A 23,073-nucleotide genomic window follows, 5' to 3' on the forward strand; every position below is an offset into this window, starting at 1 on the left:
CGAAGGAGCGGGCTAATAGACGAAGCACGTCCGGGTTGCAAGGGGGCTGCGTATGATTTTTTCATGACGGGGCGGCGCTTGTGACCCAGGCGTCGCAGCACGTCCCGTCATTGCGAGGGCGCGTCATCCCCTCTGCGCGGCATCCTGGAAGCAGCCGCGCAGCCAGTCGATGGTGACGCGCGTCGCCGCGTCGCGCTTGAGATGGTTCTGCACCAGGAGCCAGACGTCGCGCCGCTTCGGCAGCAGCGTGGCGCGCAGACGGCGATCGGTCAGCAGGTCGGCACAGCTGTGCTCCGGCAACACGCCGACCGCGTGATGGGACCGGATGAGCGTGTGGATGATACGGACATTGTCGGTCACGCAGCGTGCGCGAAGTCGCTTCGTACGCAGGAACTGCATTTCCGGAATCCCTCCGAGCTCGTCGGGATAGGCGCACAGCATCGCTTCTCCCGCCGTTGTCGCGGCCGGCTCGAAGAAATACGACCTGACCTCGGCGAGCTTCGAGATCGCAAAGTCACCCTTGTCGGGCTTGCGCAAGCGGATCGCGAGATCGGCCTCCCAGCGCGAGAATTTGACATTGTCGCTCGACGTCAGAAACTGCAGCGTCAGGCCCGGATGGGCGCGCAGGAATTCACTTGCGCGCGGCGCCAGCACCTCCTCTGCGATCGCACTGGTGGAGGCGATGCGCAGCCGCCCGACCGGACCAGGCAGGCTTTCGCCGATCCGGCCGATCTCCTCGGCATGCGCGGCCATCGCCTGGATATGCGCAAGCACCATGTCGCACTGCCGGGTCGGCTTGCGGACTCCATCGACGGCCTCGAACAGGCGCAAGCCGAGCGCGCGCTCGATCCGCGCCAGCCTGCGCCCGACCGTCGTCTCGTCGATGCGCAGCCGTGCGCTGGCGCCGGCGTAAGTGCCCTCGTCCCTAACGGCCGCGATGATGCGAAGATCGTCCCAGTTCATGGCGGCAGGCTATATCGTGCGGCGGCCACCTGCAATAACGCAGCCACCGGCTGCAATATCCCTGCATAACGGCAGGCAGAACCCGGGCTATGTTTTCGGCCGACACATCCGCTGGAGAAACACCATGACGTCAGCCAAGACATTGATGCAGCTTGCCGGTATCGACCTCACCCCGCCCCGCCTCGCCGACAGCTGCCTGGTGCTGATCGATATCCAGAACGAATATCTTGCAGGTCCGCTGGCGCTGCCCGACGCCAACCCGGCGATTGCGCGCGCCACCGCCTTGCTGTCGCGCGCGCGGGAAAGCGGCGCCGCCATCATCCACATCGCGCACAAGGGCCAGCCGGGCAGCCTGTTCGATCGCACCGCGGAGCGTGGCGCGATCGTCGCGCCGCTGGCGCCGCGGCCGGGCGAAATCGTGATCGAGAAGCAATTGCCGAACGCATTCGCCGGCACTGACCTCAACTCGCAGCTTGCCGCGACCGGCCGCAAGGAACTGGTGCTCGCCGGCTTCATGACGCATATGTGCGTGAGCTCGACCGCCCGCGCCGCGCTCGATCTGGGCTTCCGCACCACGATCGACGCCGACAGCTGCGCCACCCGCGACCTGCCCGACGGCGTCGGCGGCACGATTGCCGCAAGGCTCATTCACGACGTCGCGCTCGCCGAACTGTCCGACCGCTTCGCGATCATCGCCCGCGGCAACACGCTCGCCTGAGGGCCGCTCCCCTCTGTGCGCTACTGAAACGCGACCTCGGCGAAGCTGCGCAGCTTGCGCGAATGCAGGCGTTCGGATTCCTGCTGCTTGAGCCGCTCCAGCGCCCTGAGACCGATCTCAAGGTGCTGGCCGACACGCTGGCGGTAGAATTCGCTGGCCATGCCTGCGAGCTTGATCTCGCCATGCAGCGGCTTGTCGGAGACGCAGAGCAGCGTGCCGTAGGGTACGCGGAAGCGATAGCCGTTGGCGGCGATCGCCGCCGATTCCATGTCGAGGGCGACCGCGCGCGACTGCGACATGCGCCGGATCACCTGCGGCCCGCTGATCTCCCAGTTGCGGTTGTCGACGCTGGCGACCGTGCCGGTGCGCATCAGCCGCTTGAGCTCGAACCCGGTGAGCCCGGTCACCTCGCCGACGGCTTCCTCGAGCGCGACCTGCATTTCCGCAAGCGCCGGGATCGGCACCCAGAGCGGCAGCTCGTGATCGAGCACGTGGTCCTCGCGCACATAGCCGTGGGCGAGCACATAATCGCCGAGCCGCTGCGTGTTGCGTAAGCCAGCGCAGTGCCCGATCATCAACCAGGCATGCGGCCGCAGCACCGCGACGTGATCGGTGATGTTGCGCGCATTGGACGGACCGATGCCGATATTGATCAGGGTGATGCCGCGATAGCCGGACCGGACCAGATGAAAGGCCGGCATCTGCGGGACGCGTTCGGACGGCGTCCCGGTGGTGCCGCCGCCGAGCCGCGCATTGTGCGTGATCACATTGCCGGGCGCGACGAAGGCCTCGAGACCGGCCTCGCCCGACGCAAGCCGCTGCTGGGACAGCTGCACGAAGGCGTCGACATAGAACTGGTAGTTCGTGAAGATCACGAAATTCTGGAAGTGCTCCGGATCGGTGCCGGTGTAGTGGTAGAGCCGGCGCAGCGAGTAATCGACCCGCGCCGCGCGGAACAACGCCAGCGGCTCCGGCGCGCCCGGCGTCAGCTCAAAGGTGCCGTCGGCGATCGCATCGTCCATCGCAGCGAGATCGGGGGTATCGAAGATGTCGCGCAGCGACCGGGTGAACGCCGAACTGTCGGCGATGGTCAGCGCCGCCTCGATATTGATGTCGCGGCGGTAGGCGAAATGGATCGGGATCGGCTCGTTCGACTCGCCGATTTCGACCGCCACGCCATGGTTCTTGATCAGGAGCCCGATCTGCTCGGTGAGATAGGTCCGGAAGATATCGGGCCGCGTGATGCTGGTCTCGTGGATGCCGGGCCCCGCGACGAAACCATAGGCAAGCCGCGAGTCGAGCCGCGCATGTGACGAGGTCGTGATGCTGACGAACGGGTAATGCGCCCGCACCCGCGTCGTGAACGGCACGCCGTTGACATAGGCCTCGAAGCGATTGCGCAGGAAGTCAGTGTTGCGCGCGTAGATCTCTTCGAGGCGGGCAACCGCGGCAGCGGCATCGACGAACGCTTCGGTCGCGATCGGCGGCGGGGTTTGGACGGAAGATGCAGGAGACATGTCGCTTCGCGCCAGATCGGTTGTCGAGCTTGGACTCGCTCTGGATCAGCGCAGTATAGCGACTATGGCATCGAGTTCCAGACGTCGATCACGCCGCAGCGGTGGGCCGCTGCCCGCCGGCCATTCTGCCTACTGAATCCGCGCCAGCACCGCGAGACGGCGGATGCCCTTGTTACGGTAGGCGTCGAGGAACGCGTAATAGTCCTTGAACGAGACGCAGCCGTTGGAGTCGCCGTTCGGGCCGAGCATGAAGGTGTGCGCGAGCAGGCCGTCGCGGTTGAAGATCTTGCCCTCGCCGCCGATCGGATTGAGCCGCAGCGCCGGCACGCCGTGGAACAGCGCCTCGCGCGGCTTGAGCTCGTAAATGTGCGGCGGCGTCACGCCGACCATCTTCAGATGCGAGGACCTGGGGTCGTCGAGCCTGGAGCCGAGGCCCGAATGCGCCTCGAGGCGCGTGCCGTCGGGCAGGTACACGGTCTTGGCTGAGATGTCGTAGACCGCGGTCTGACGGTCATAGGGCGGCGAGCCGCCGAGCATCGGGTTCTGGTCCAACGTCGAGGGGATGCTGCCGGTGACATTGGCGTCGGCCGAGGCGAACGACAGCAGCCCGCCGCCCGACTCCCGCTTGCCCCACAGCTTCTCGACCATGGTCTGCCGCTCGTTCGATGCGATCGACATCACCGCGGCCTTGGCGCGCGCGGCCATGTCACGGACGCCGCCGGACTTCGTCGCCTGCTTGGCTTCGGCAGGCTTCGCCTCGGACGCCTTATCAGCACCCTTGGGCTGAACGTCCGCAGCGGGATCGTTGAGCGCTACCTTCAGATTGGCGGCGGCCTGCTTCTTGGCGGCTTCGACCGACTTCGGCGCCGGCAACGGCTTCGATGTCTCGGCGAGCTCCGCGGAGGCGACCGCCCTCGCCGCTTCGGCGAGCTTGGGCGCAGCGGCCTGCTTGATCGGGTCGATCTGCGGTGCGGCGTCAGCCACGACGCTGGACGCGACGCCTTCGGGCGAGGCGGCCGCAAACCGATCGTTAAACATAAGCGACGATGCCGGCGCTTCCGACTTCGCGATCTCGGTCTTCGCGGGAGCCACCGGTGCCGGCGTCAGGGACGCGAACACCTCGTTGAACGCAGGCGCCGGCCGTGCGGCGACCGCGACGGGCCGCTTCACCACCGGCGCATCGAACGACGCATTGCCCACCGACGGATAGACGCTCGCCGCAAAGATGTTGGCGTAGACGGTCCAGGCGCACCCAAGCACCAGCCCCGCCACCGCGGCGCTGCCGAGGAAATGCTGTGGGAGAATTTTTCGGGAGGATTTCTTGCGGCTTGGCGCCCCAAGAACATACGCACTCGCACTCGTACCCATACGCCCGGCGCTCAAAACAGGTCCACCTTTGTCCCTCACTCGACGCGTGGTCGAACGATGTTCGGCTCAACGTCGCGCGGGGGCTCAGACGGCCATTAAGGCGACTTTTAGTTAAATGCGACTTAACCGGATGCGATCCCCTGCAACGCGGGAAGTGCCTGTGGCGTAGGGCTTTTTTAAGATGACATTGGACCGCCAAAGCGGCTTTTCTGTCCCATGATGGGACATTCCGGCATGCCGCTCCAGCGCGGCATGCCGGGGTGAAACCTAGGGAGAATTTCCTTGCCGATCGCCCCGTAATCACGCGGGGATCGAGCAAAAACCATCTCCTCAATAGGCGAGCTTCGGATACCAGTCCTTGCCGCGTCCCTCTGGCGTGGTGTCGAGCACCGTCCAGAGCGGATCCATGTCCGGCGCGCCGCGCGGGTCCTGGCCGGGGTCCATCGTGCCCGCGCCCATTTCGCCGGCCCAGAAATGACGGATGGTGCCGTTGTGGCGCGTGAAGACATTGTAGCCCGGCAGGTCACTGTCATCCTTGTTGACATAGTCGCGCGTGTAATCGCCGGATGCATCCGAGTAGATCCTGTGACGCGTCCAGCCGCGCGCTTTCTTCGCCTCGATCAGCCGTGCGATCGGCGAGCGCGCCACGAACACGAACGACACGCGCCGCTCGATATCGGGCAGCTTCTCCTCCCACGTGCCCATGAACGACGTGCACATGGGACACGGCTTCTCGCGCTGCGGGCCGTACATGTAGCTGTAGATGATGAGCGTCGGCTTGTCGCCGAACAGATCGGCGAGCGAGGCCGCGCCGGACTCGCCGGTGAACTCATACGGCTTGGTCACCTCGCCGCCGGGCGGCAAGGCACGGCGCAGCGCGGCGACGCGCTCGATATGCCGGCGCAGCTCGATCTCTTCGACGAGCAATTCCTGGCGGGCGCGACGATACTCGGCGCTCTCATTGGGAAAGCGCCTGACGTTGGTCTTGGCGAGTTCGGCAGCAGGCTTGAGGACGGAACTGGTCATGGTTGGAACCTCGCGTGGTTGACGGGCTGCCTGGAAGACGACCCGGACCCGGACGATCCGACACTTAACGGCGAGAGTTTTACTGCAGTTCCGGCGGCGGGGAACGGTCGAGGATCTCGCCCCTTGCGCCTTCCAGCAGGTCGAGCGCGTAAGTCTCGATGGTCAACGGCCCCCGCATGCGTTTGGCCTCGGCCACCGTTTCGACATGGGCGAAATTGTCGCGCAGCGAGGCCGGCGTTGCCTGCTCGACCTCGTGCACATAGAGCAGCTTGCCGGACAGTTGCTCAGGGCTCGGCTCCGGCATGTTGACCCAGCGAATGCGCTGGCCCTGCTGGGCGACGCAGGTGCCCTTGGGGAGATAGAAGGCGAGCCAGCCCGTGGTGCCGTAGTCCGCCGCCAGCACGCAGCTCGCGCCGGCCCGCACGCGTGCCCCCTCGATCTCGCTCGCAAGCTCCTGCCAGCCGACACCGACGCTGCGCACGGTGGCGTCGCGGCGGTAGCCCGAGAGCAAACCGGTGTTGGCCTGCACGATCAGCAGCGCGAACAGCACGACGCCTGTGGGCGCGGCCCAGCGGCGGCAGAAATCGATCGTGCGCTGCTCGCGCGGCGCCCACTGCGCCTGGACTGCCGCGACCGCGGCCGCCACGGCAAAGGCGGGATAGACCGGCGCGAACCAGTTGGCCTCGACCCGCGCATGCAATGCGTGCCAGGTGAAGTAGACGACGATGGTCCAGAACATCGTGTTGACCAGCACGCGCGCCTCCATCGCGCCGGCGCGACGCCGGTAGAGCGCGTAGAGGCCCATCACGCCGAGGATGAAGACCAACGGCGTTGCGAACGCAAACTGGGTCGGGATCAGCTCGGCGATGTAGGTCGGCCGGAAATCCTCGATCCGCGCGCGGCCCATCTGCTTGATGAACGACACCCAGTGATGATCGGCATTCCAGCGGATCACCGGACTGAACAGGCCGAGCGCGACCAGACCGCCGAGATAGAGCCAGGGCGAGAGCAACCAGCGCCGCAGCTTCGGCACCACCGCAAGCCAGATCAGGATCGCCGGACCAAAGAACAGCGCCGAGTATTTCGACAGCAGCGCCGCGCCGGCGGCGGCGCCGACCGCAAGCCACCATTCGCCGCGGCCGCTCTCCAGCACCCTTGCGAGGGCGTAAAGCAGGAGGCTGGCAGCGACCAGCAGCGGCGCATCCGGCGTCACGATCAGCGTGCCGACGGCGGCCATCAGCGTCACATTGAGCAGGATCGTGGCGCTCGCGGCGATGCGCCGGCCGCCGAACAGGATCTCGGCCGCCCGGTAGATCGCCCAGCTCATCGGCAGTGCGAGCAGGATCGACACCAGCCGCACGCCGAACGGCGTATCGCCCGCGATCATGGTGCCGAGCCGGATCACGATCGCCACCATCGGCGGATGGTCGTAATAGCCGCCGGCGAGCGACTTCGACCACATCCAGTAATAGGCTTCGTCGAAGGTCAGCGGCGTCCATGCGGCGGCGGCCAGCCGCAACACGACCAGCGCGCACACCGCAAGCGCGGTGTTCCGGGCAAGCCGCGCCTCGTTCGCGTTCATGCCACCGTCATCGCTTGCGCCAGACGAACAGCCCGGACATCGCGTAGTTCCACACCACGCCCATCAGTGCGCCGGCCGCGCCCGCCAGCCACCAGATCGGCTCCTGGTCGTAGACCGAGAACGCGACGCCGACATTGGCGAGCAGGCCGACGCTGCAGACCAGATAGAATAGCAGCAGGCCGCGCAGGATACCAAAGCCCTTCAGCCGCTGGTCGCGGTAGGTCAGAAAATTGTTGAGGATGAAGTTGCTGGTCATGGCGACGATCGCACCAGTGGCCTGGGCCTCCGGGAATGGCGCCTTGAACAGTTCGAGCGCGACGAACAGCACGGTGAGGTGCACCACCAGGCCGAGCCCGCCGACGGCTGCGAACAGAATGAAGCGCAGCGAGATCAGATCATTGGTCAGCTTCGCCAGCACCAGGCCGAGGAAGTCGAGCGCGACCATCGAGTCGAGCTTGCTCTCGCCATGCTGGCGCGCACCGAAGGTGTAGGGAATCTCGACCGCGCGCAGCTTGCCCTCCGCCGTCGCCACGACGTCGAGCAGAATCTTGAAGCCTTGCGTGGACAGCTGCGGCGCGAGCTGCTCGAAACGGTCGCGGCGGATCATGAAGAAGCCGCTCATGGGGTCGGCGATCTCGACCTTCAGCGTGCGGCGCGCGATCTCGGTGGCGAAGGCGCTGGCGCCGGCGCGCTGCTTGTTGAAGCCGTCGGCCTTGTAGCCCTCGATATAGCGGCTGCCGACCACGAGCTCGGCCTCGCCGCTCTGCAGCAGCGCCACCATCTTCGGCAGCTGGCTCTCGTCATGCTGCAGGTCGGCGTCCATCACCGCGGCATAGGGCGCGCTCGAGGCCAGGATGCCCTCGATGCAGGCGCCGGACAGGCCGCGCCGGCCGATCCGGCGGACGCAGCGCACGCGGGAATCCTTCCGCGCCAGCGCGCGCACCACGTCCCAGGTTCCGTCGGGCGAATTGTCGTCGACGAAGATGACTTCCCAGGACACGTCCTTCAGGGTCGCGTCGAGCCGGCGATACAGCACCGTGACGTTGTCACGTTCGTTGAAGGTCGGGACGACCACCGAAAGCTGCGGCAAACTTGCCGCCTGCGATGAGGTTTCGGGGCCCGGCTTGATGGCGTCATTCATGAGCGCCAGCGTATAGCCGCAGCCTCACCCGCTGCCAAGGCAGGCCGACCCAAACGCGCGCTCGGAAAGCGGGAAAACGGGGCAAATACCCCTGAAAAATGCCAACGACCACGAACAAGGGGCGCGCGTACATCCGGCGCAGCCAATCAATGTCGTGGTCGTCCCAGCGCCGGAGCCCTGAAGCTCAACGTCGCCGTTGAAGGCTAGATAGGAAGGCGCCAAGCGGTCCGCAAGGGGCCGTCTGCAAGGGGGCCGTCTGCAAAGGGTCTTGGCGCGCTAGTTGTTGGGGACTTCCCGGATCACCGGGCCGCGCGGCGCCGGGGCCGCCGGCGCGGCCTCGGCGGCAGGAGCCGCCTGCGGCTGCGCCGCGGACCGGGTCGGGTTGCGGAGCTGGCTCGGCGACGGCCCGTAGATGAACGCCGCCGCCAGCGCGACGGCCGCGACCAGTGCGCCCAAGAAACCTGCCGTCGATTGTGATCTCATGCCGATGATCCCCTCGCCTGCGCGGATTGATATCAAAAATCGCCCGGCCGCAACAGGATTTGGGAACCTATTTGGCCGCGGCCTTGCGCCGGGTGAAGGCGGTCACGATGTCCTTCTGCGCGAGCTCGATCGCGCGGTTGGCAGTCGTCAGATTCGCATCGGCATCCTGTTTCGGAAATTGCAGCGACAGGAAGTCGATCAGCGACACCCGGAAGTTCTGCCGCTCCGAGGGACAGACGTTGGCGATCAGCGAGGTGAATTCCTGGTCGGACATCGCCTTGTTGCTGTCGCGGGGATATTCGCGGGCGAGACAATTCCAGTAGGCGTCGCGGCCGGTGATCGCGAGCTTGTGCGCATCATCGACCTCGTCGGCCATCGCGGCGGACGATATGGCGGCGGAGGACATGATCAAGAGGGCGGCCGCAACCAGCATGCGCATTGTTGTTCTCCATTTTGGCGCATCGTAGCGAAGAGCGACAGAGACGATAAGCACTGCCGCGCCAATCTGGCAAACTGGCCAATCACGATTATTTTGACCAGAGCGTTTTCAAGCGAAGTGGGTACCGGTTCGCGTAAGAAAACGCGTCAAAGCATGAATCTAGAGCCCCGTTCCGATTCCATCGGAACGGAAAAGGCTCTAGTCTTGCTTCCTGTTCCCTCCCTCACGATGAGTGCAGTCGTGGCCAAAGCTCCCACCAAGGCGACCAAGACCAAGACAGACGCAGGCAACATCTATATCGGCATCGGCGGCTGGACCTTCGAGCCGTGGCGCGGGGTGTTCTATCCGGAGAAGCTCGCGCAAGCGAAGGAGCTGTCCTACGCCGCCTCGAAGCTGACCTCGATCGAGATCAACGGCACCTATTACGGCTCGCAGAAGCCGGAGAGCTTTCGCAAATGGGCCAGCGAAGTGCCCGACGGCTTCATCTTCTCGCTGAAGGGACCGCGCTTCGCCACCAACCGCCGCGTGCTCGCCGAGGCTGGCGATTCGGTGAAGCGGTTCTATGATTCGGGCGTGTTGGAGCTGAAGGACCGGCTCGGGCCGGTGCTCTGGCAGTTTGCGCCGACGAAGAAGTTCGACGGCGCCGATTTCGGCAAGTTCCTCGAGCTGCTGCCGCGCAAGCTCGACGGCCGCGCGCTGCGCCACGTCGTCGAGGTGCGCCACGACAGCTTTTGCGTGCCCGAATTCGTCGCCCTCATTCGCGAGCACGAGGTGCCGGTGGTGTTCGCCGAGCACGGCAAATATCCGGCGATTGCCGACGTCGCGAGCGACTTCGTCTATGCCCGGCTGCAGAAGGGCAATGACGAACTGAAGACCTGCTATCCGCCGAAGCAGCTCGACGCCTGGGCCAAGCGGTTTCAGGACTGGGCCGGCGGCAGCGAGCCCGACGACCTGCCGAAGGTCGAGAAGACCGCGCCCAAGAAGGCGCCGCGCGACGTGTTCGCCTATGTGATTCACGAAGGCAAGATCCGCGCGCCGGCGGGCGCGATGGAATTGATCGAACGGGTGAAGTGAGGGAGAACCGATGGCGAAGGCGAAAAGGCTGTTCACCATCGGCTACGAGCAGACGCCGTCCAAGGCGGTGCTCGACGAGCTCCAGCACGCCGGCGTCAAGCTGCTGGTCGACGTCCGCGCGATCGCCTCCTCGCGGCGGCCCGGCTTTTCCAAGACCCAGCTCGCCGCGGGCCTCGACGAGCGCGGCATCGCCTACGTCCATCTGCGCGGTCTCGGCACCCCGAAGAGCGGACGGGAGGCGGCGCGCAGCGGGCAATATGCGCTGCTGCACAAGATCTATTCGGCGCACCTGAAGACGGCGCAGGCCAAGGAAGAACTCGACGAGCTGTCGGCGCTGGTCAAGCAGTCCGGCCCGGTCTGCATCCTCTGCTACGAGCGCGACCACGAACACTGCCATCGTCGCTGGATCGCCGAGATCATCGAGGAGCGCGACGGCGTCAGGATCGAGAACCTGGTCGCGCCGCAGGTCTAGCCTGCCTCGCCCGGCACATTCAGCGTCCCCTCCATCATCTTCACGCAGCCGCCGCCGACATGCACCGACGTGATCGCGCCGCCTTGCTTGCGCACCCGCGTCAGCAACAGGCTCGGCCGGCCCATGTCGACACCCTGCCCGATCCGCAGCCGCAATTCGCCGTCGCGCGCGGGATCGATATCGGCGAGCAGCGCCGCACAAGCCGCGGTCGCGCTGCCGGTCGCGGGATCCTCGGACAGGCCGCTGGCGCCCGGATGGAACATGCGCGCCTGCAGGTCGAGCGGCTGCTCGCTCGCTGGCATGTCACGGGTGTAGAAATAGACGACGTCGCGGCCGATCTCGGCCAGCGTCCTGGCGAACGCCGCCGCATCGGGCCGGGCGCGCCTCAGCGCCTCGCGCGAGGCGATCTCCACCACCAGGAACGGCAGCCCGACCGAGACGACCTGCGGGGCGTGCCGATCGGTCTTCACGTCAGCCGCCGTCAGCGACAGGCACGCGGCGGCCGCGGCCGCACTCACCTCGTTGGTCCGCTGCAACGCCTGCGGCGCCGTCAGCTCGGCCCCGACCACATTGCCGCCATCGGACAGGATCTCGACCGGCACGAGGCCCGCCTTCTCCTCGAACCTCAAGCGCGCCGGCGCCTTCGCGGCCCGGCTCGCCAGCACGAACGCGGTGCCGACATTGGGATGGCCGGCGAACGGAATTTCCGAGCGCACCGTGAAGATGCGAACCTGGGCGTCGTTGGCGTTGTCCTGCGGCGGCAGCACGAAGGTCGTCTCGGAATAGTTGAACTCGGTCGCGATCGCCTGCATCTCTTCGGTCGACAGCCCCTCGGCGTCGAGCACCACGGCGAGCGGGTTGCCGCCGAAGGCGCGGTCGGTGAAAACGTCGACGGTGATATAGCGCCGCTGCATCTTGCTGTCCTTGTGCTCCGGTCACCCGCGACCGATGACGTCATCGTAGCACAGCCCAACCGATGCCCTTCAGAGCACTCGGTACAATCTCGGGCAAGTCAGAAGCAGACAGCTTCGCACGGCTTGCGGAGACATCGACTACCGCCTCGGATCCTGCGCGTGTTGCCGCCTACCCCAGCTGCCAGACATGCACCGGGTGCTCGTAGCCGCGCAACGGAATCTCGCCGCGCGAGACGGCGTCGTTGCAATCGTCGCCGAGCGCCTCGCGCACCGCGGAGGAAATCAAAAACTGCGAGCCGAGCTCCTTGTTGAGCGCCTCGAGCCGCGCGGCAAAATTCACGGTGTCGCCGATCACGGTGTATTCCTTGCGCCGGGGCGAGCCGATATTGCCGGCGACGACCTCGCCGATGTGGATGCCGATGCCGATGCGCAGCGGCCAGCTCGACGCCGCGTTGGTGCGCTCGTTCGCCGCGAGCATTTCACGTGCGGCGGCGACCGCCTGATGCGCGGCGTCGCCGGTTTCAAACGGCGCACCGAACAGCGCGAGAAAGCCGTCGCCCAAGAACTTGTTCACGATGCCGCCATGGCGATCGAGGATATCGACCAGCACGGCAAAGGCGCCGTCGAGCCTGTCCACCACCTCCTGCGGCGAGCGGGTGCGCGCGCCGGCCGTGAAGCTGCGGAAATCCACGAACATCACGGCGACGCGCCGGATGTCGCTCCCGGTGCCGGCGCCCTCCGTCATCAGACGTTCGACCACCTGCGGCGAGACGTGCTGGCCGAACAGATTGGTGATGCGATCGCGCGCGGTCGCGGCCGCGATGCTAGCCGCGAACTGCCGGCGCAGCTGCATGCCGACCGCACCGGCCAGCACGCCGCAGATCAGGATGATCGCGCTGCGCGCGGCATGATAGTAGATGCTGGTCTCGGCCGCGCCGCCGCCCGAGGGATGGAAGAACACCGCCATGTAGAACAGCTCGGCCGCCGCGACGAAGCCGGTGAAGGTCGAGAGCCAGAAGTCGAGCCGCAGCGTCGACAGGATGATGAAGACGAAGTAGATCAGCGGCGCCACGAAGCCGAGCGCCTCCTGCGGCCCCATGCTGTTGATGTGCAGCGCCAGCACGACGGTCGGCAGCGACGTCTCGACCAGCACGCCGATGTAGCGCCGGACCACCGGCAGGTCGCGCCCCTTGCGCATGTGCCAGCTGATCGCCCCGTGCACCCAGAACTCGAACAGGATCAGCGGAATGGTGACGTAGAAGACGTAGACGGGGCTGAGGTTGCCGTGCCAGACGCGGCTGACCGCCTCGGGCGCAAAGAAATACACCAGCAGGCTGATCGCCGCGAGGGTAGCGGCGGTGCCGATCAGCACCTTGATGCGGAGCAGCTCGGTGGTCATCACCTCGCGCATCAGGGCGTGATGGAAGTCCGTCGCGACCGCCGTACCTTGCGCCGCCTCGCCGTTCGCCGCCAAGAATTCAGCCATGCCCTCCACCCCGTCATTCCGGGATGGTCCGAAGGACCAGACCCGGAATCTCGAGATTCCGGGTTCGGTGCTGCGCACCGCCCCGGAATGACGATCGTTGACGGGATCCATACTAGCCTCAATCGAGCGTGCGGCGGAAGCGCGTCACCGCGATCGTCATGGCAAACAGCATCAGGGCGACCAATGCGGCGGTGTCGTATTGCAGGTTCTGCATCGCTGCCCCCTTCAGCATGATGGCCCGGACGATGCGCACGAAATGGGTCAGCGGCAGCCCCTCGCCGATATATTGCGCCCAGACCGGCATGCCCGCGAACGGAAACATGAAGCCGGACAGCAGGATGCTCGGCAGGAAGAACATCATCGAGAGTTGCATCGCCTGCAGCTGGTTCTGCACGATGGTCGAGAAGGTGTAGCCGATCGACAGATTGGTGGTGATGAACAGCGTGGTGAGCAGCGCCAACAGCGTGAGGCTGCCGAGCACCGGCACGCCGAACAGCAAAATGCCAATGGCGATGATCAGCGTGGCCTGGATGAAGCCGACCAGCACATAGGGGATGATCTTGCCGAACATCACCTCGACCGGCTTGATCGGCATCGACAGCAGGCTCTCCATGGTGCCGCGCTCGATCTCGCGCGTCACCGAGAGCGCGGTGAAGATCAGCATGGTCATGGTCAGGATGGTCCCGACCAGGCCGGGCACGATATTGAGACGCGAATCCGCCGCCGGGTTATAGCGGGCGTGGGCGCGGATCTCGAACGGCATGTCCGGGGGATCGCCGACGTGCAGATCATGCGCCAGCGCCGATTGCACCAGCGGCCCGAGTGCGCCGAGCGCCGAGCCCGACGCGACCGGGTCGGTGGCATCGGCCGCGACCAGCAGCGCCGGTCTGTCGCCGCGCCGCACCGCGCGCTCGAAGCCGCGCGGGATCTCGACGCCGAACAGCACCTTGCCGGATTGCAGCAGCTCGTCGAATTCCTCGACGGTGTGGACCTCGCGGACGAAATGGAAATAGGCGGTGTTCTCCATCGCCTTCAGGATCGAACGGCCGAGATCGCTGTCCTCCTGGGTCAGCACCGCGGTCGGCAGATTGCGCGGAGTGGTGTTGATGGCGTAGCCGAACAATGTCAGCTGCATCACCGGCAGCATGATGATCATGGCGAACGAGACGCGGTCGCGGCGAAGCTGAATGAACTCCTTGACCAGCATCGCGTAGCTGCGCCGCCAGAAGCCGAATGCCGGCTCCCTTGCCTCGCCGTTCTGGATCGTTTCCGTTGCGCTCATCGCAATTATCCCTGGAAATTATCCCTGAAAGTTGTCCTTGGAGCGCCCCATCAGGTCGATGAAGACGTCTTCGAGCGACGGCTCGCTGGCCTGCCATTGCCATTTCGAATTGTCCCGATAGGGCGCAATCGCGGCCTCGAGCGCCGCCTTGTCGCGGCCGGAGACGTGCAGGCTGGTGCCGAACGGCGCCACCATGTCGACGCCGGGCTTGTCCGTGAGCTCGGCCATCAGGCCGTTGAAATCCTCGCCCGTCACCGTCCAGGTCGACAGCGCGGAGGCGGCGATCACCTCGTCCACCGTGCCATGCGCCAGCAGATGGCCGTAGGCGATGTAGGCGATCTCGTGACAGCGCTCGGCCTCGTCCATGTAATGGGTCGAGACCAGCACGGTGAGGCCTTCGGCGGCGAGCGCGTGGATCTCGTTCCAGAAATCGCGCCGTGCCTTCGGATCGACGCCGGCGGTCGGCTCGTCCAGCAACAGCAATTGCGGATTGGGCAACGTGCAGGCGCCGAGCGCCAGCCGCTGCTTCCAGCCGCCGGAAAGGTTGGCGGCGAGCTGCTCCTCGCGGCCCTTCAGCCCGATCCGCGCGATCATGTCGGCCGCGGCGCCGCGCGCGTCCGGCATGCCGTAGAGCCGCGCCACGAATTCCAGATTCTCGCGCACCGACAGATCCTGGTAGAGGCTGAAGCGCTGCGTCATGTAGCCGACCTTGCGCTTGATCTTGTCGGCATCGCGCCGGATGTCGTAGCCGAGGCAGGTGCCCTCGCCGCTGTCGGGCGTCAGCAGGCCGCACAGGATGCGGATGGTGGTGGTCTTGCCGCTGCCGTTGGGGCCGAGGAAGCCGTAGATCGAGCCGCGCTTGACCTGCATCGACAGGTCATGGACCACCTCGCGGCCGCCAAACGACTTGGTCAGGCCCTTCACATCGATGGCGATGGAGGATGCGTCGGACCGCGCGCTGGTGGAGCCGCCGTTCATCTGCGGTCCGCCACCGGCGTCTTGGGATTGAGGTAGATGCTGATCGGCTGACCGACGCGCAGCACATCGGGCCGGCTCGGCCGCGCCTGGATCAGATAGACCAGCTTGTTGCGCTCATCGAGGCTGTAGATGACCGGCGGCGTGTACTCCGCCGTGGTGGCGATGAAGTAGATCTTTGCGGTGAGGTCGGCGGCGCAATTGTCGCAGGTCACCCTCACCTCGTCGCCGAGCGCGAGCTTCGGCAGCTCGGCCTCCGGCACGAAGAAGCGCAGCTTCATGTTGCCGGGCGGCATGATCGACAGCACCGGGCGCTGCGCCTGCACCATCTCGCCCTCGCGGAAATAGATCTGCTGGATCGAGCCCGCGATCGGCGCAAAGCCCTTGCGACGGTCGAGCCGGGTCTGCGAGGTGTTGACCCGCGCCTCCGCGACGCGCAGCGTCGAGACCGCGGAATCCAGATTGGCCTGGGTGCCGGCGCCGGTGCCGCGCAGCGAGGCCGCGCGGTCATAGCTCTGCCGCGCGTTGGCGAGGGTCGCGTTGTTCTGGTTGAGATCGGCGCGCTGCAAATCGTCGTCGACCGAATAAAGCAGATCGCCGGGCTTGACCTCGTCGCCCTCGCGCACATTGAGCTTGATGACGCGGCCGGATTCATCGGGGCTGACGAAGATCATGTCGGCCTCGACCCAGCCCTGGAAACCGGGATCGCGCTTCTCCTGGCAACCGGCCAACGCCGCCGCCAGCGCGGCTGCGGTCACGAGCCTCATCATGCGCGAGACGGTCATGGCTTGCTCCGTTCGCCGAAGATCAGATCGAGATGAACCTTGAACATCGCGAGGGCATCGAGCGGCGCGTGCCGGGCAAACAGGCTCTGCCAGATCACCGCGACGATCGCGGGCGCCACGACGAGTTGGGGAAACTGCGCTAGCTGGCGCTGCCTGATCTCGCCGCGCGTGATCGCGAGCTGGATCAGCGCCTGCATCGCGGCCATCCCCTTCGACACCACCTCGCGGAAATAGAAGTCGGCGATCGCCGGGAAGCGCGGCCCTTCGGAGACGATCAGGCGGATGATGTCGCCGCGCCGGGTCGATACGACCTCGCGGATGAAGGTCTCGGCGAATCTCTCCACCGCATCGCGCACCGGGCCGGTGATGGTGGGCGGCGCGGCCATGCGATTGACCAAGGGCACGACGGCGGTGCGGATCAACTCCTCGAACATCGACTCCTTGTCCTTGAAGTACAGATAGAGCGTGCCCTTGGCGACGCCCGCCCGCTTGGCGACATCGTCGAGCCGCGTCGCGGCAAAGCCGCGCGCGATGAACTCGTCCATCGCCGCCTCGACGATCGCGGCGCGTCGCTCCGCCGATTTCTCGGCGCGGTTCGCGGCAGGCTTCGGCTCAGGCAGCTTTGCCGAGGCCACCTTCGGGATCCTCGCCGCGGCAGCCCGGATCGTGGTGGTCCGGCGCTTGGCGGGCCGGGAGCGGGGCGTTTTTTCGATGCGCTTTGTCATAGTCATATTATGACTGACCAGTCAGTCATTGTCAATGCGTTCAGAGAAAACGTCTGCCGGCCGGAAGCGTTCCTGTCGGCCTTCGCGGCTCACTGAGGGTGTGCCTGGGTTCGCGATCTCGCGGCGCAAATGCCCGAGTTTGCTGCTTATTTCCGTCCCTCCGGAGAATAGATGGCGCAGGGAAAGTCGGTTGCCGATCGCACCCACGGGCCCTGTGCAACAAGAAGGCGCAGGGGTGGCACCACAGGTGTAACCGGAGCAATCCGGCTTTCCCTGCGCGATGCGCTACGGCTCACTTCGTGCTCTCCCCGGCAAGATCGGGGGGATTTTGATACAAGCGATCGGCTGGGGGAAACACCTATGAGCGATTGGTTACACAATCTTTCCGTGCCGTGGATGGCCTTCATCGTCTTCGGCTTCACCTATCTTGTTGCCATTCTCATTTTCGCAGGCGTTGCGATCCTGTCGACCAAGGAGCGCGCAACGTCCTTCAAATCGATCTCGCCCGGCATGTTGCCGGTGCTCGGCATCCTTTTCGGCCTGTTTGTCGCGTTCACCGCGGCACAGGTCTGGAGTGACAGCGATCGCGCCACCGCGGCGGTGAGCCGCGAAGCCAGTTCGCTGCGGGCGGTCGTCCTGCTCGCCGGCGGCCTGCCGCCGGAGCAGGAGGCGCGCCTGCGCGGCCTCGTTCGCGACTACGTCGAGGAAACCGTCGCCGTGGAATGGCCGATGATGGCGCGCCAGGCTGCATCGCTCAAGGCAGCGCCTCCCGCGCTGACCGCGGCGTTGCGGCTTGTCGTGTCAACGCCCGCGCAAAACCCGGGCCAGCAGACGACGCAGCACGAGATCATCACCAATCTGAATTCGGCACTCGATGCGCGACGACAACGGATCATCGTCAGCCAGACGGAAGTCGACTCGATCAAATGGTGGTGCCTCTACCTTCAGGCCATCTGCGAGCTATTGGTCATTGCCCTTGTTCACTGCGACAACCGGTTGGGATCCGCCATCGCGATGGGCCTGTTCGCGACCGGCGTGGCAACATCGGTTCTGCTGATTGCCGCGCACGATCGACCATTCACCGGTCAGATTTCGATTGCGCCGACGCCGTTGCTGCAAATCATGCCGGACAAGGAGGCGAGCCGATAAGCGCCGGACCGCATTACGCTCGCTGTCCGCTACGTGTGAAACTTCAGCCCGTCGAGAATCTTGTCGACCACCTTGCGCTCGGCGCGAATGGCGAGGCCGACCAGATTGAGCTCGCTGCGCGCGACCGCCTTCACCACCTCGCGGTTGGCGGCGTCATGCGTGGTCTTGAACATGTCCTCGGTGTAAAGCGCCGGCTGCACGTTGCGCGCCAGCGCGCGCTCCAGAGCCCGCGACAGCGCAGGCCCGTCGGCACCGTAGATCAGGATCGGCTGGCCGATCAAAGAGAGATATCTGGTCCCCGAGCCGTCCTCGTAATTCTCCCCGATGCATTCGGGAAAGGAAGCTGCGATGCCGCCGGCCAGAAACGACGCCACGTTGAGCTTCTGCCACACTTCCAGGTCGGTGCGGATCACGACCGCGATCTTGGTGTCGAACTGCATGGCGATAAATCTATCCGCAGGTTGACGACAAACGCCAGTTCTGACCGCGCATCCCTCATCTGCCCGTCAGGCGCTGACGTTCGTTTCTTAAGCAACCCACAGGCGGCCCCTGCCCGCCTGAAGGGCGACGTCGCGGCTGGCGAAGCTGATATCGCTGCGGCGAAGAAGCTCAACCCACACGTCGACCGCTAGCCGTGCGACGTCGCAAACGCCCGGCCCGTGCCGGGACGGAAAGCGATAGTCAGGTCCTGCGCCGCGTAGTAGGCTTCGGGCGTTCAATTACCATCAGCATATTTCAGGGCATTGCATCATGATCAGCAAGGCCGATGTTGTTGTTATTGGTTCGGGCGGATTGGGCGCGGCCACAGCCTATTACCTGAGCAAGCGTGGAGGTCTCAGCGTCGCCCTTGTCGACAAGCATGAGATCGGATCGCAAACCTCGCCCCGCGCGGCAGGCATGGTGAGCTGCGCGCGCAAGAGCGACCTGATGATCGGCCTCATCAAGGACGCATGTCGCAAGATCGAGGCGTTCACGGAAGAAACCGGTCAGCCGCTCGACTGGGTGCATTCGGGCAGCCTGAAGATTGCGCGTCGGCCGCAGGACGCCGAAGTGATCGAGCACGACTTCGAGCGCGGACGCCGCACCGGCCTCGATGTCGAGCTGATCTCTCCGGAAGGGGCGAGCCGTCTCAATCCGTTCCTGCAGCCGGCGGGTGTCGTCGCAGTGATGCGGATCGGCGACGACCGGTATTTCGACCCGGCGCAGGTTGCCGTCGGATTCGCCAAAGCCGCGGCGGCCAACGGTGCAACCTTGCTGCCGAAGACAGACGTGCGCGCCGTCAACATCGTCGGCGGCACCGTGATCGGCGTGACCACGGCGAACGGCGTCATTGAAAGTCCGGTTGTCGTCGATGCAGCCGGCGCGTGGACCCGGCAGGTCGCGGAGGCGAGCGGGATTCGCGTGCCGCTGGTGCCGACCCGGCAGCAATTGATCGTCACCGAGCCTCTGGATGGCGCGCGTGCCGACTTGCCGATGATCCGCATCATGGACGCCGCGGTGTATACCCGCCCGTGTCAGGGCGGTTTCCTGTGGGGTGTCTACGAGGAAACGCCGCGCTTCTTCGACATGCAATCGCTTGGGGCCGGCTTCGACGTCAAGGACATGCCGCTCGACATCGGCGTGCTTCATGCAGCCGCCGATGAGGTCAAGGACCAGCTCCCGTTCCTGCGAACCGCCAAGGTGCGGGAATTTCGCGGCGGCATTCCGACGATGACCGCCGACGGCCATCATATTCTTGGCCCGGCCGCCGGCGTGACCGGCTTCTATTTTGCGAGCGGGTGCAACGTCGCCGGTCTGTCGATCTCGCCGACCGTCGGCGAGGCGCTCGCGGCCTGGATCGTGGACGGCGAGCCGCCCGTCGATCTATCGCCGATGTCGGTCACGCGGTTCAAAGACCAATCGTGGTCTGAAGATCAATTGGAGCGCGACGCCGCCTGGCAATACCGACACTTCTACGGTGCCGTCTGAGCGCGGCTCGGACATAGGGCTATCAGCGCACTTTGCCAGTCAAGCGGACCTCGCGATCGGCGGCCGCCCTACCCCTTGGCGTCGCAGGCCCAGGCGCGGATCACGCATTCCTTGCCGCCATAGTCGTAGCACTTCTTGGTCGCGGCATTGAGCGAGTTCGAGATCTTCGGCGCTACGGCATAGCCATGGGCACCGCAGGGATTCTTCATGTCGATCGAGAGCGCGGCGCAGGCGCGCTTCATGGTGACGGTGGTGCAATCGCCCTTGCACTGCTTCAGCGCCGCGGCACGCGCCGCGCCTTCCGCCGGATAGTCATAGGCCTGGCCGTACGCTCCGCACTTGCCGACCGCGAACGCGCCGGCCGCGCGCGCCTTGGGCACGAAGGTTTCCACGGAGAAACGCGCGGCGCTGAGCAGCAATGTCAGGACGAGAATCGTCAGCGCGCGACGCTGCGCGGCGGCGGTCGAAATGATCAAGCGGAAATCCCCCAAAGTCCGGCGCGGACTCTACGCAGGGGTCGTTTCCAGATGGTGAATGACGGGTTGAGGGCGACGCTGCTCCATCCACTCGTCGTCCCGGCGAAAGCCGGGACCCATAACCACTGATGGTGATGATTGCGCGAGGCTCTGGCCACTGTCCCACCAACAACAACGATTGGTGGTAATGGGTCCCGGCCTTCGCCGGGACGACGCGGATAGTGTTTAACTCCGCCTTGCCGCTTCCAGCGCCTGCGGCGTGTCGATGTCGAGGAAGGCGCTGTTGCCTTCGACAGGGACCTCGGCGACCACCTCGGCATGCTTGGTGATCAAGTGACGCGCGCCGATGTCGCCGTCGAGCGTCATCAGCTCCTTGAAGAAGCGCCTTGACCACAGCACCGGATTGCCGCGGCGGCCCTCGCTGACGGGGACCGCGATCAGATGGCCGCGGTCCGGCGCGAAGGTCTCGATCAGGCGATCGATCAGCTTCGCATCGATCAGCGGCATGTCGCCGAGGCAGACGATCGCGCCGTCGGCGCTGTCCGACACCGCCGAGATGCCCGCCTTGACCGAGCTGGCGAGACCGCCGGCGAAATCCGGGTTGCGGACGAACTTGACCTTGAGGCCATCGAGCGCCTGCTCGACCAGCTCGGCTTGATGCCCGGTGACGACGATCACCTCGGAAGCCTTCGACGCCAGCGCCTGCTCGGCGACGATGCGCGCGAGCTTCTTGCCGTCGAGCTCGGCGAGCAGCTTGTTCGGGCCGCCCATCCTGGTCGAGCGGCCGGCGGCAAGCACGATTGCGGCGACGTTGCGGTTGCCTTCGGTGTCCGGCACGGTGCGCGGCTGCGGCCGCGTCACGATCTCCATCAGCAGGCCGCCGACGCCCATGCCGGTGAGATCCGACCGCTTCACCTTGATGCCGGCGAGCAGCCGCATCAAGACCCAGTCAAAGCCGTTCTCGACCGGCGAACGCGCGCAGCCCGGCGCGCCCAGCACCGGCACGCCGCCGGCGCTGCCGATCAGCAGCAGATTGCCCGGATCGACCGGCATGCCGAAATGCTCGACGGCGCCGCCGATCTCGGTGATCGCAGCGGGAATGACATCGCGGCGGTCGGCGATCGCGGACGCGCCGAACACGATGACGAGCTCGGCGCCCAGCTCGAGCAATTCCTTGATCGAGGCCGCGAGCACCGTCTCGTCATGCGGCACGCGGCGCTCGGCGATGATGGTGGCGCCGGCCGGCGCGAGCCGTTCGGCGGTGACGCGCAGCGTCTTGTCGATCACCTTCGGCGCGAGGCCCGGCAGCAGCGTCGAGACCACGCCGACCTTCCGGATCACATAGGGCGCGATGCGCAGCGTGTCCTTGCCGGCCACCGCGACGGCGGCATCGCGTAAGCGCCCCTCGACGCCGAACGGGATCAGCTTGACGGTTGCGATCATCTCGCCTTCGACCACCGGCTTGAATGCGGCGAGGGTTGCGAAGGTGATGGCCTCGTCGACGTCGTTGATGCGGTCGACCGCGGCGCGATCGATCACCAGCACGCCGGGGCGCGCCGCGAACAGATTGGCGCGGCCGGTGAAAGCGCGCTCGACATTGACGCCCTCGCCGGCCACCGCCTGCGCGATGCTGGCGGCCGCGGCGTCCTCGGAAACGTCGCCCTCGTCGAGCCGCACCACGACGATCTCGTCGACGCCGGCCTTGGTCAGCGCCTCGACCTCGGCGGGGCCGATCGTGGTGCCCTTCTTGAGCACCAGCGTGCCCTGGCGGAGGGTATGAACGGTGACGCCGCCAATCGCGTCGGCCGGTCTGGCGGGACCGAATTTCATGCCGCTTCTTCTTTTTGCTTGGGAGGCAGGCGCAGCTGCGCGGTGATCTCGGCCATGATCGCGACCGCGATCTCCGACGGCGACACCGCGCCGATATCGAGGCCGATCGGCGCGTGGATGCGCGCGATGTCGCTGTCCCTGGCGCCCTGCGCGCGCAGCCGCTCGGCGCGCTTGGCGTGGGTCTTCCGCGAGCCGAGCGCGCCGATATAGAAGCAGTCGCGGTCGAAGGCGTGCAGCAGCGCCGGATCGTCGATCTTCGGATCGTGCGTCACTGCGACGAAGGCGGTGTAGTGATCGACATTGAGCGGCGGCAGCGCGACGTCGGGCCATTCGGCGACCAGCGGCACGTCGGGGAAGCGCTCCGGGCTCGCAAACGCGGTGCGCGGATCGACCACCGTGACGTCATAGTCGAGCGAGCGCGCCAGCGGCGCCAGCGCCTGGCTGATATGGACCGCGCCGATGATCACGAGCTTTGCGGTCGGCGCGTAGACGTTGAGGAACAGCTTCTTGGTCCCGACCTCGACATTGCCGCTCTTGCCCATCCGCAGCTGCTTTGCGAGCTCGGCGCGCAGCGGATCGGCGGCGATGTCCGCGGCCTTGACCAGGCGCTGTTCGCCATTGGCGGTGTCGGTGACGATGATCACCGGGCGGCGCGCGGCGCGCTCGGCGTTCAGCTCTTTCAGGATCTCGAGTTTCACGG

At 65.9% G+C, this 23,073-nt stretch carries 23 protein-coding genes; 5 read left to right on the plus strand and 18 right to left on the minus strand.

Annotation, left to right across the window (positions count from 1 at the left end):
• Window positions 1–123 precede the first annotated feature (123 nt).
• On the minus strand, window positions 124–963 hold the full coding sequence (locus ACVWYP_RS31495) for a LysR family transcriptional regulator (RefSeq protein ID WP_304496013.1): 840 nt from the start codon (window positions 961–963) through the stop codon (window positions 124–126).
• A gap of 124 nt (window positions 964–1,087) precedes the next feature.
• Between ACVWYP_RS31495 and ACVWYP_RS31500 the strand changes: the two genes are divergently transcribed.
• On the plus strand, window positions 1,088–1,681 hold the full coding sequence (locus ACVWYP_RS31500; protein WP_304496014.1) for a cysteine hydrolase family protein: 594 nt from the start codon (window positions 1,088–1,090) through the stop codon (window positions 1,679–1,681).
• Window positions 1,682–1,701: 20 nt separating this feature from the next.
• Here the strand turns inward: ACVWYP_RS31500 and ACVWYP_RS31505 are convergent, their stop codons facing one another.
• The 7 genes from ACVWYP_RS31505 to ACVWYP_RS31535 all read right to left on the minus strand — a co-directional run bounded on the left by ACVWYP_RS31505 (window position 1,702) and on the right by ACVWYP_RS31535 (window position 9,237).
• Window positions 1,702–3,198, minus strand: coding sequence for an AMP nucleosidase (locus ACVWYP_RS31505; protein WP_304496015.1), 1,497 nt, complete (start codon window positions 3,196–3,198; stop codon window positions 1,702–1,704).
• 129 nt (window positions 3,199–3,327) lie between these two features.
• Window positions 3,328–4,470, minus strand: a complete 1,143-nt coding sequence (locus ACVWYP_RS31510) for a DUF2778 domain-containing protein (RefSeq protein WP_369525529.1) — start codon at window positions 4,468–4,470, stop codon at window positions 3,328–3,330.
• A 426-nt stretch (window positions 4,471–4,896) separates the two neighbouring features.
• Complete coding sequence (locus ACVWYP_RS31515; RefSeq protein WP_304496016.1) at window positions 4,897–5,592, minus strand: DUF899 family protein; 696 nt, start codon at window positions 5,590–5,592, stop codon at window positions 4,897–4,899.
• A 79-nt stretch (window positions 5,593–5,671) separates the two neighbouring features.
• On the minus strand, window positions 5,672–7,174 hold the full coding sequence (locus tag ACVWYP_RS31520) for a glycosyltransferase family 39 protein (RefSeq protein WP_304496017.1): 1,503 nt from the start codon (window positions 7,172–7,174) through the stop codon (window positions 5,672–5,674).
• A 7-nt stretch (window positions 7,175–7,181) separates the two neighbouring features.
• A complete protein-coding gene (locus ACVWYP_RS31525; protein ID WP_304496018.1) occupies window positions 7,182–8,315 on the minus strand; it encodes a glycosyltransferase in 1,134 nt (377 codons plus the stop codon).
• 276 nt (window positions 8,316–8,591) lie between these two features.
• On the minus strand, window positions 8,592–8,798 hold the full coding sequence (locus ACVWYP_RS31530; RefSeq protein ID WP_057018442.1) for a hypothetical protein: 207 nt from the start codon (window positions 8,796–8,798) through the stop codon (window positions 8,592–8,594).
• Window positions 8,799–8,865: 67 nt separating this feature from the next.
• Entirely contained in the window at window positions 8,866–9,237 is a 372-nt protein-coding gene (locus tag ACVWYP_RS31535; protein ID WP_038388298.1) for a hypothetical protein, read from the minus strand.
• Window positions 9,238–9,477: 240 nt separating this feature from the next.
• Between ACVWYP_RS31535 and ACVWYP_RS31540 the strand changes: the two genes are divergently transcribed.
• A complete protein-coding gene (locus ACVWYP_RS31540) occupies window positions 9,478–10,311 on the plus strand; it encodes a DUF72 domain-containing protein (protein ID WP_304496019.1) in 834 nt (277 codons plus the stop codon).
• A gap of 10 nt (window positions 10,312–10,321) precedes the next feature.
• On the plus strand, window positions 10,322–10,783 hold the full coding sequence (locus ACVWYP_RS31545) for a DUF488 domain-containing protein (RefSeq protein WP_028339941.1): 462 nt from the start codon (window positions 10,322–10,324) through the stop codon (window positions 10,781–10,783).
• Here ACVWYP_RS31545 and ACVWYP_RS31550 read toward each other — a convergent pair.
• From ACVWYP_RS31550 to ACVWYP_RS31575, 6 genes are all read right to left on the minus strand, one after another.
• Window positions 10,780–11,697 (minus strand): PhzF family phenazine biosynthesis protein, encoded by a 918-nt coding sequence (locus tag ACVWYP_RS31550; RefSeq protein WP_304496020.1) that lies wholly within the window; start codon window positions 11,695–11,697, stop codon window positions 10,780–10,782. The genes ACVWYP_RS31545 and ACVWYP_RS31550 overlap by 4 nt on opposite strands.
• 169 nt (window positions 11,698–11,866) lie before the next feature.
• Window positions 11,867–13,183, minus strand: a complete 1,317-nt coding sequence (locus ACVWYP_RS31555; protein ID WP_304496021.1) for an adenylate/guanylate cyclase domain-containing protein — start codon at window positions 13,181–13,183, stop codon at window positions 11,867–11,869.
• 118 nt (window positions 13,184–13,301) lie between these two features.
• Window positions 13,302–14,465: an ABC transporter permease gene (locus tag ACVWYP_RS31560; RefSeq protein ID WP_028339938.1), complete on the minus strand. Its 1,164-nt coding sequence runs from the start codon at window positions 14,463–14,465 to the stop codon at window positions 13,302–13,304.
• 18 nt (window positions 14,466–14,483) lie between these two features.
• Window positions 14,484–15,443: an ABC transporter ATP-binding protein gene (locus ACVWYP_RS31565; protein WP_304496022.1), complete on the minus strand. Its 960-nt coding sequence runs from the start codon at window positions 15,441–15,443 to the stop codon at window positions 14,484–14,486.
• Window positions 15,440–16,225: an HlyD family secretion protein gene (locus ACVWYP_RS31570; protein WP_304496023.1), complete on the minus strand. Its 786-nt coding sequence runs from the start codon at window positions 16,223–16,225 to the stop codon at window positions 15,440–15,442. Before ACVWYP_RS31570 ends, ACVWYP_RS31565 begins: the two co-directional genes overlap by 4 nt.
• Window positions 16,222–16,956, minus strand: coding sequence for a TetR/AcrR family transcriptional regulator (locus ACVWYP_RS31575; RefSeq protein WP_304496024.1), 735 nt, complete (start codon window positions 16,954–16,956; stop codon window positions 16,222–16,224). The genes ACVWYP_RS31570 and ACVWYP_RS31575 overlap by 4 nt, the downstream gene beginning before the upstream one ends.
• Before the next feature lie 165 nt (window positions 16,957–17,121).
• On the opposite strand from ACVWYP_RS31575, the gene ACVWYP_RS31580 reads away from it, so the two are divergent.
• Entirely contained in the window at window positions 17,122–18,099 is a 978-nt protein-coding gene (locus tag ACVWYP_RS31580; protein WP_304496025.1) for a bestrophin-like domain, read from the plus strand.
• A gap of 29 nt (window positions 18,100–18,128) precedes the next feature.
• On the opposite strand, the gene ACVWYP_RS31585 is transcribed toward ACVWYP_RS31580, so the two are convergent.
• Window positions 18,129–18,539 carry a DUF2000 family protein gene (locus ACVWYP_RS31585; RefSeq protein ID WP_304496026.1) on the minus strand — a complete coding sequence of 137 codons (411 nt, stop codon included), beginning with the start codon at window positions 18,537–18,539 and terminating at the stop codon, window positions 18,129–18,131.
• A 310-nt stretch (window positions 18,540–18,849) separates the two neighbouring features.
• Between ACVWYP_RS31585 and ACVWYP_RS31590 the strand changes: the two genes are divergently transcribed.
• Complete coding sequence (locus tag ACVWYP_RS31590) at window positions 18,850–20,067, plus strand: NAD(P)/FAD-dependent oxidoreductase (RefSeq protein ID WP_304496027.1); 1,218 nt, start codon at window positions 18,850–18,852, stop codon at window positions 20,065–20,067.
• A 68-nt stretch (window positions 20,068–20,135) separates the two neighbouring features.
• On the opposite strand, the gene ACVWYP_RS31595 is transcribed toward ACVWYP_RS31590, so the two are convergent.
• From ACVWYP_RS31595 to ACVWYP_RS31605, 3 genes are all read right to left on the minus strand, one after another.
• Entirely contained in the window at window positions 20,136–20,543 is a 408-nt protein-coding gene (locus ACVWYP_RS31595; protein ID WP_304496028.1) for a DUF4189 domain-containing protein, read from the minus strand.
• Between the two features lie 225 nt (window positions 20,544–20,768).
• Window positions 20,769–22,373 carry an NTP transferase domain-containing protein gene (locus ACVWYP_RS31600; RefSeq protein ID WP_456684256.1) on the minus strand — a complete coding sequence of 535 codons (1,605 nt, stop codon included), beginning with the start codon at window positions 22,371–22,373 and terminating at the stop codon, window positions 20,769–20,771.
• Window positions 22,370–23,071 (minus strand): XdhC family protein, encoded by a 702-nt coding sequence (locus ACVWYP_RS31605; protein WP_304496030.1) that lies wholly within the window; start codon window positions 23,069–23,071, stop codon window positions 22,370–22,372. Before ACVWYP_RS31605 ends, ACVWYP_RS31600 begins: the two co-directional genes overlap by 4 nt.
• Window positions 23,072–23,073: the final 2 nt, after the last annotated feature.

The sequence above is a fragment of the Bradyrhizobium sp. USDA 3262 genome (assembly GCF_054060035.1).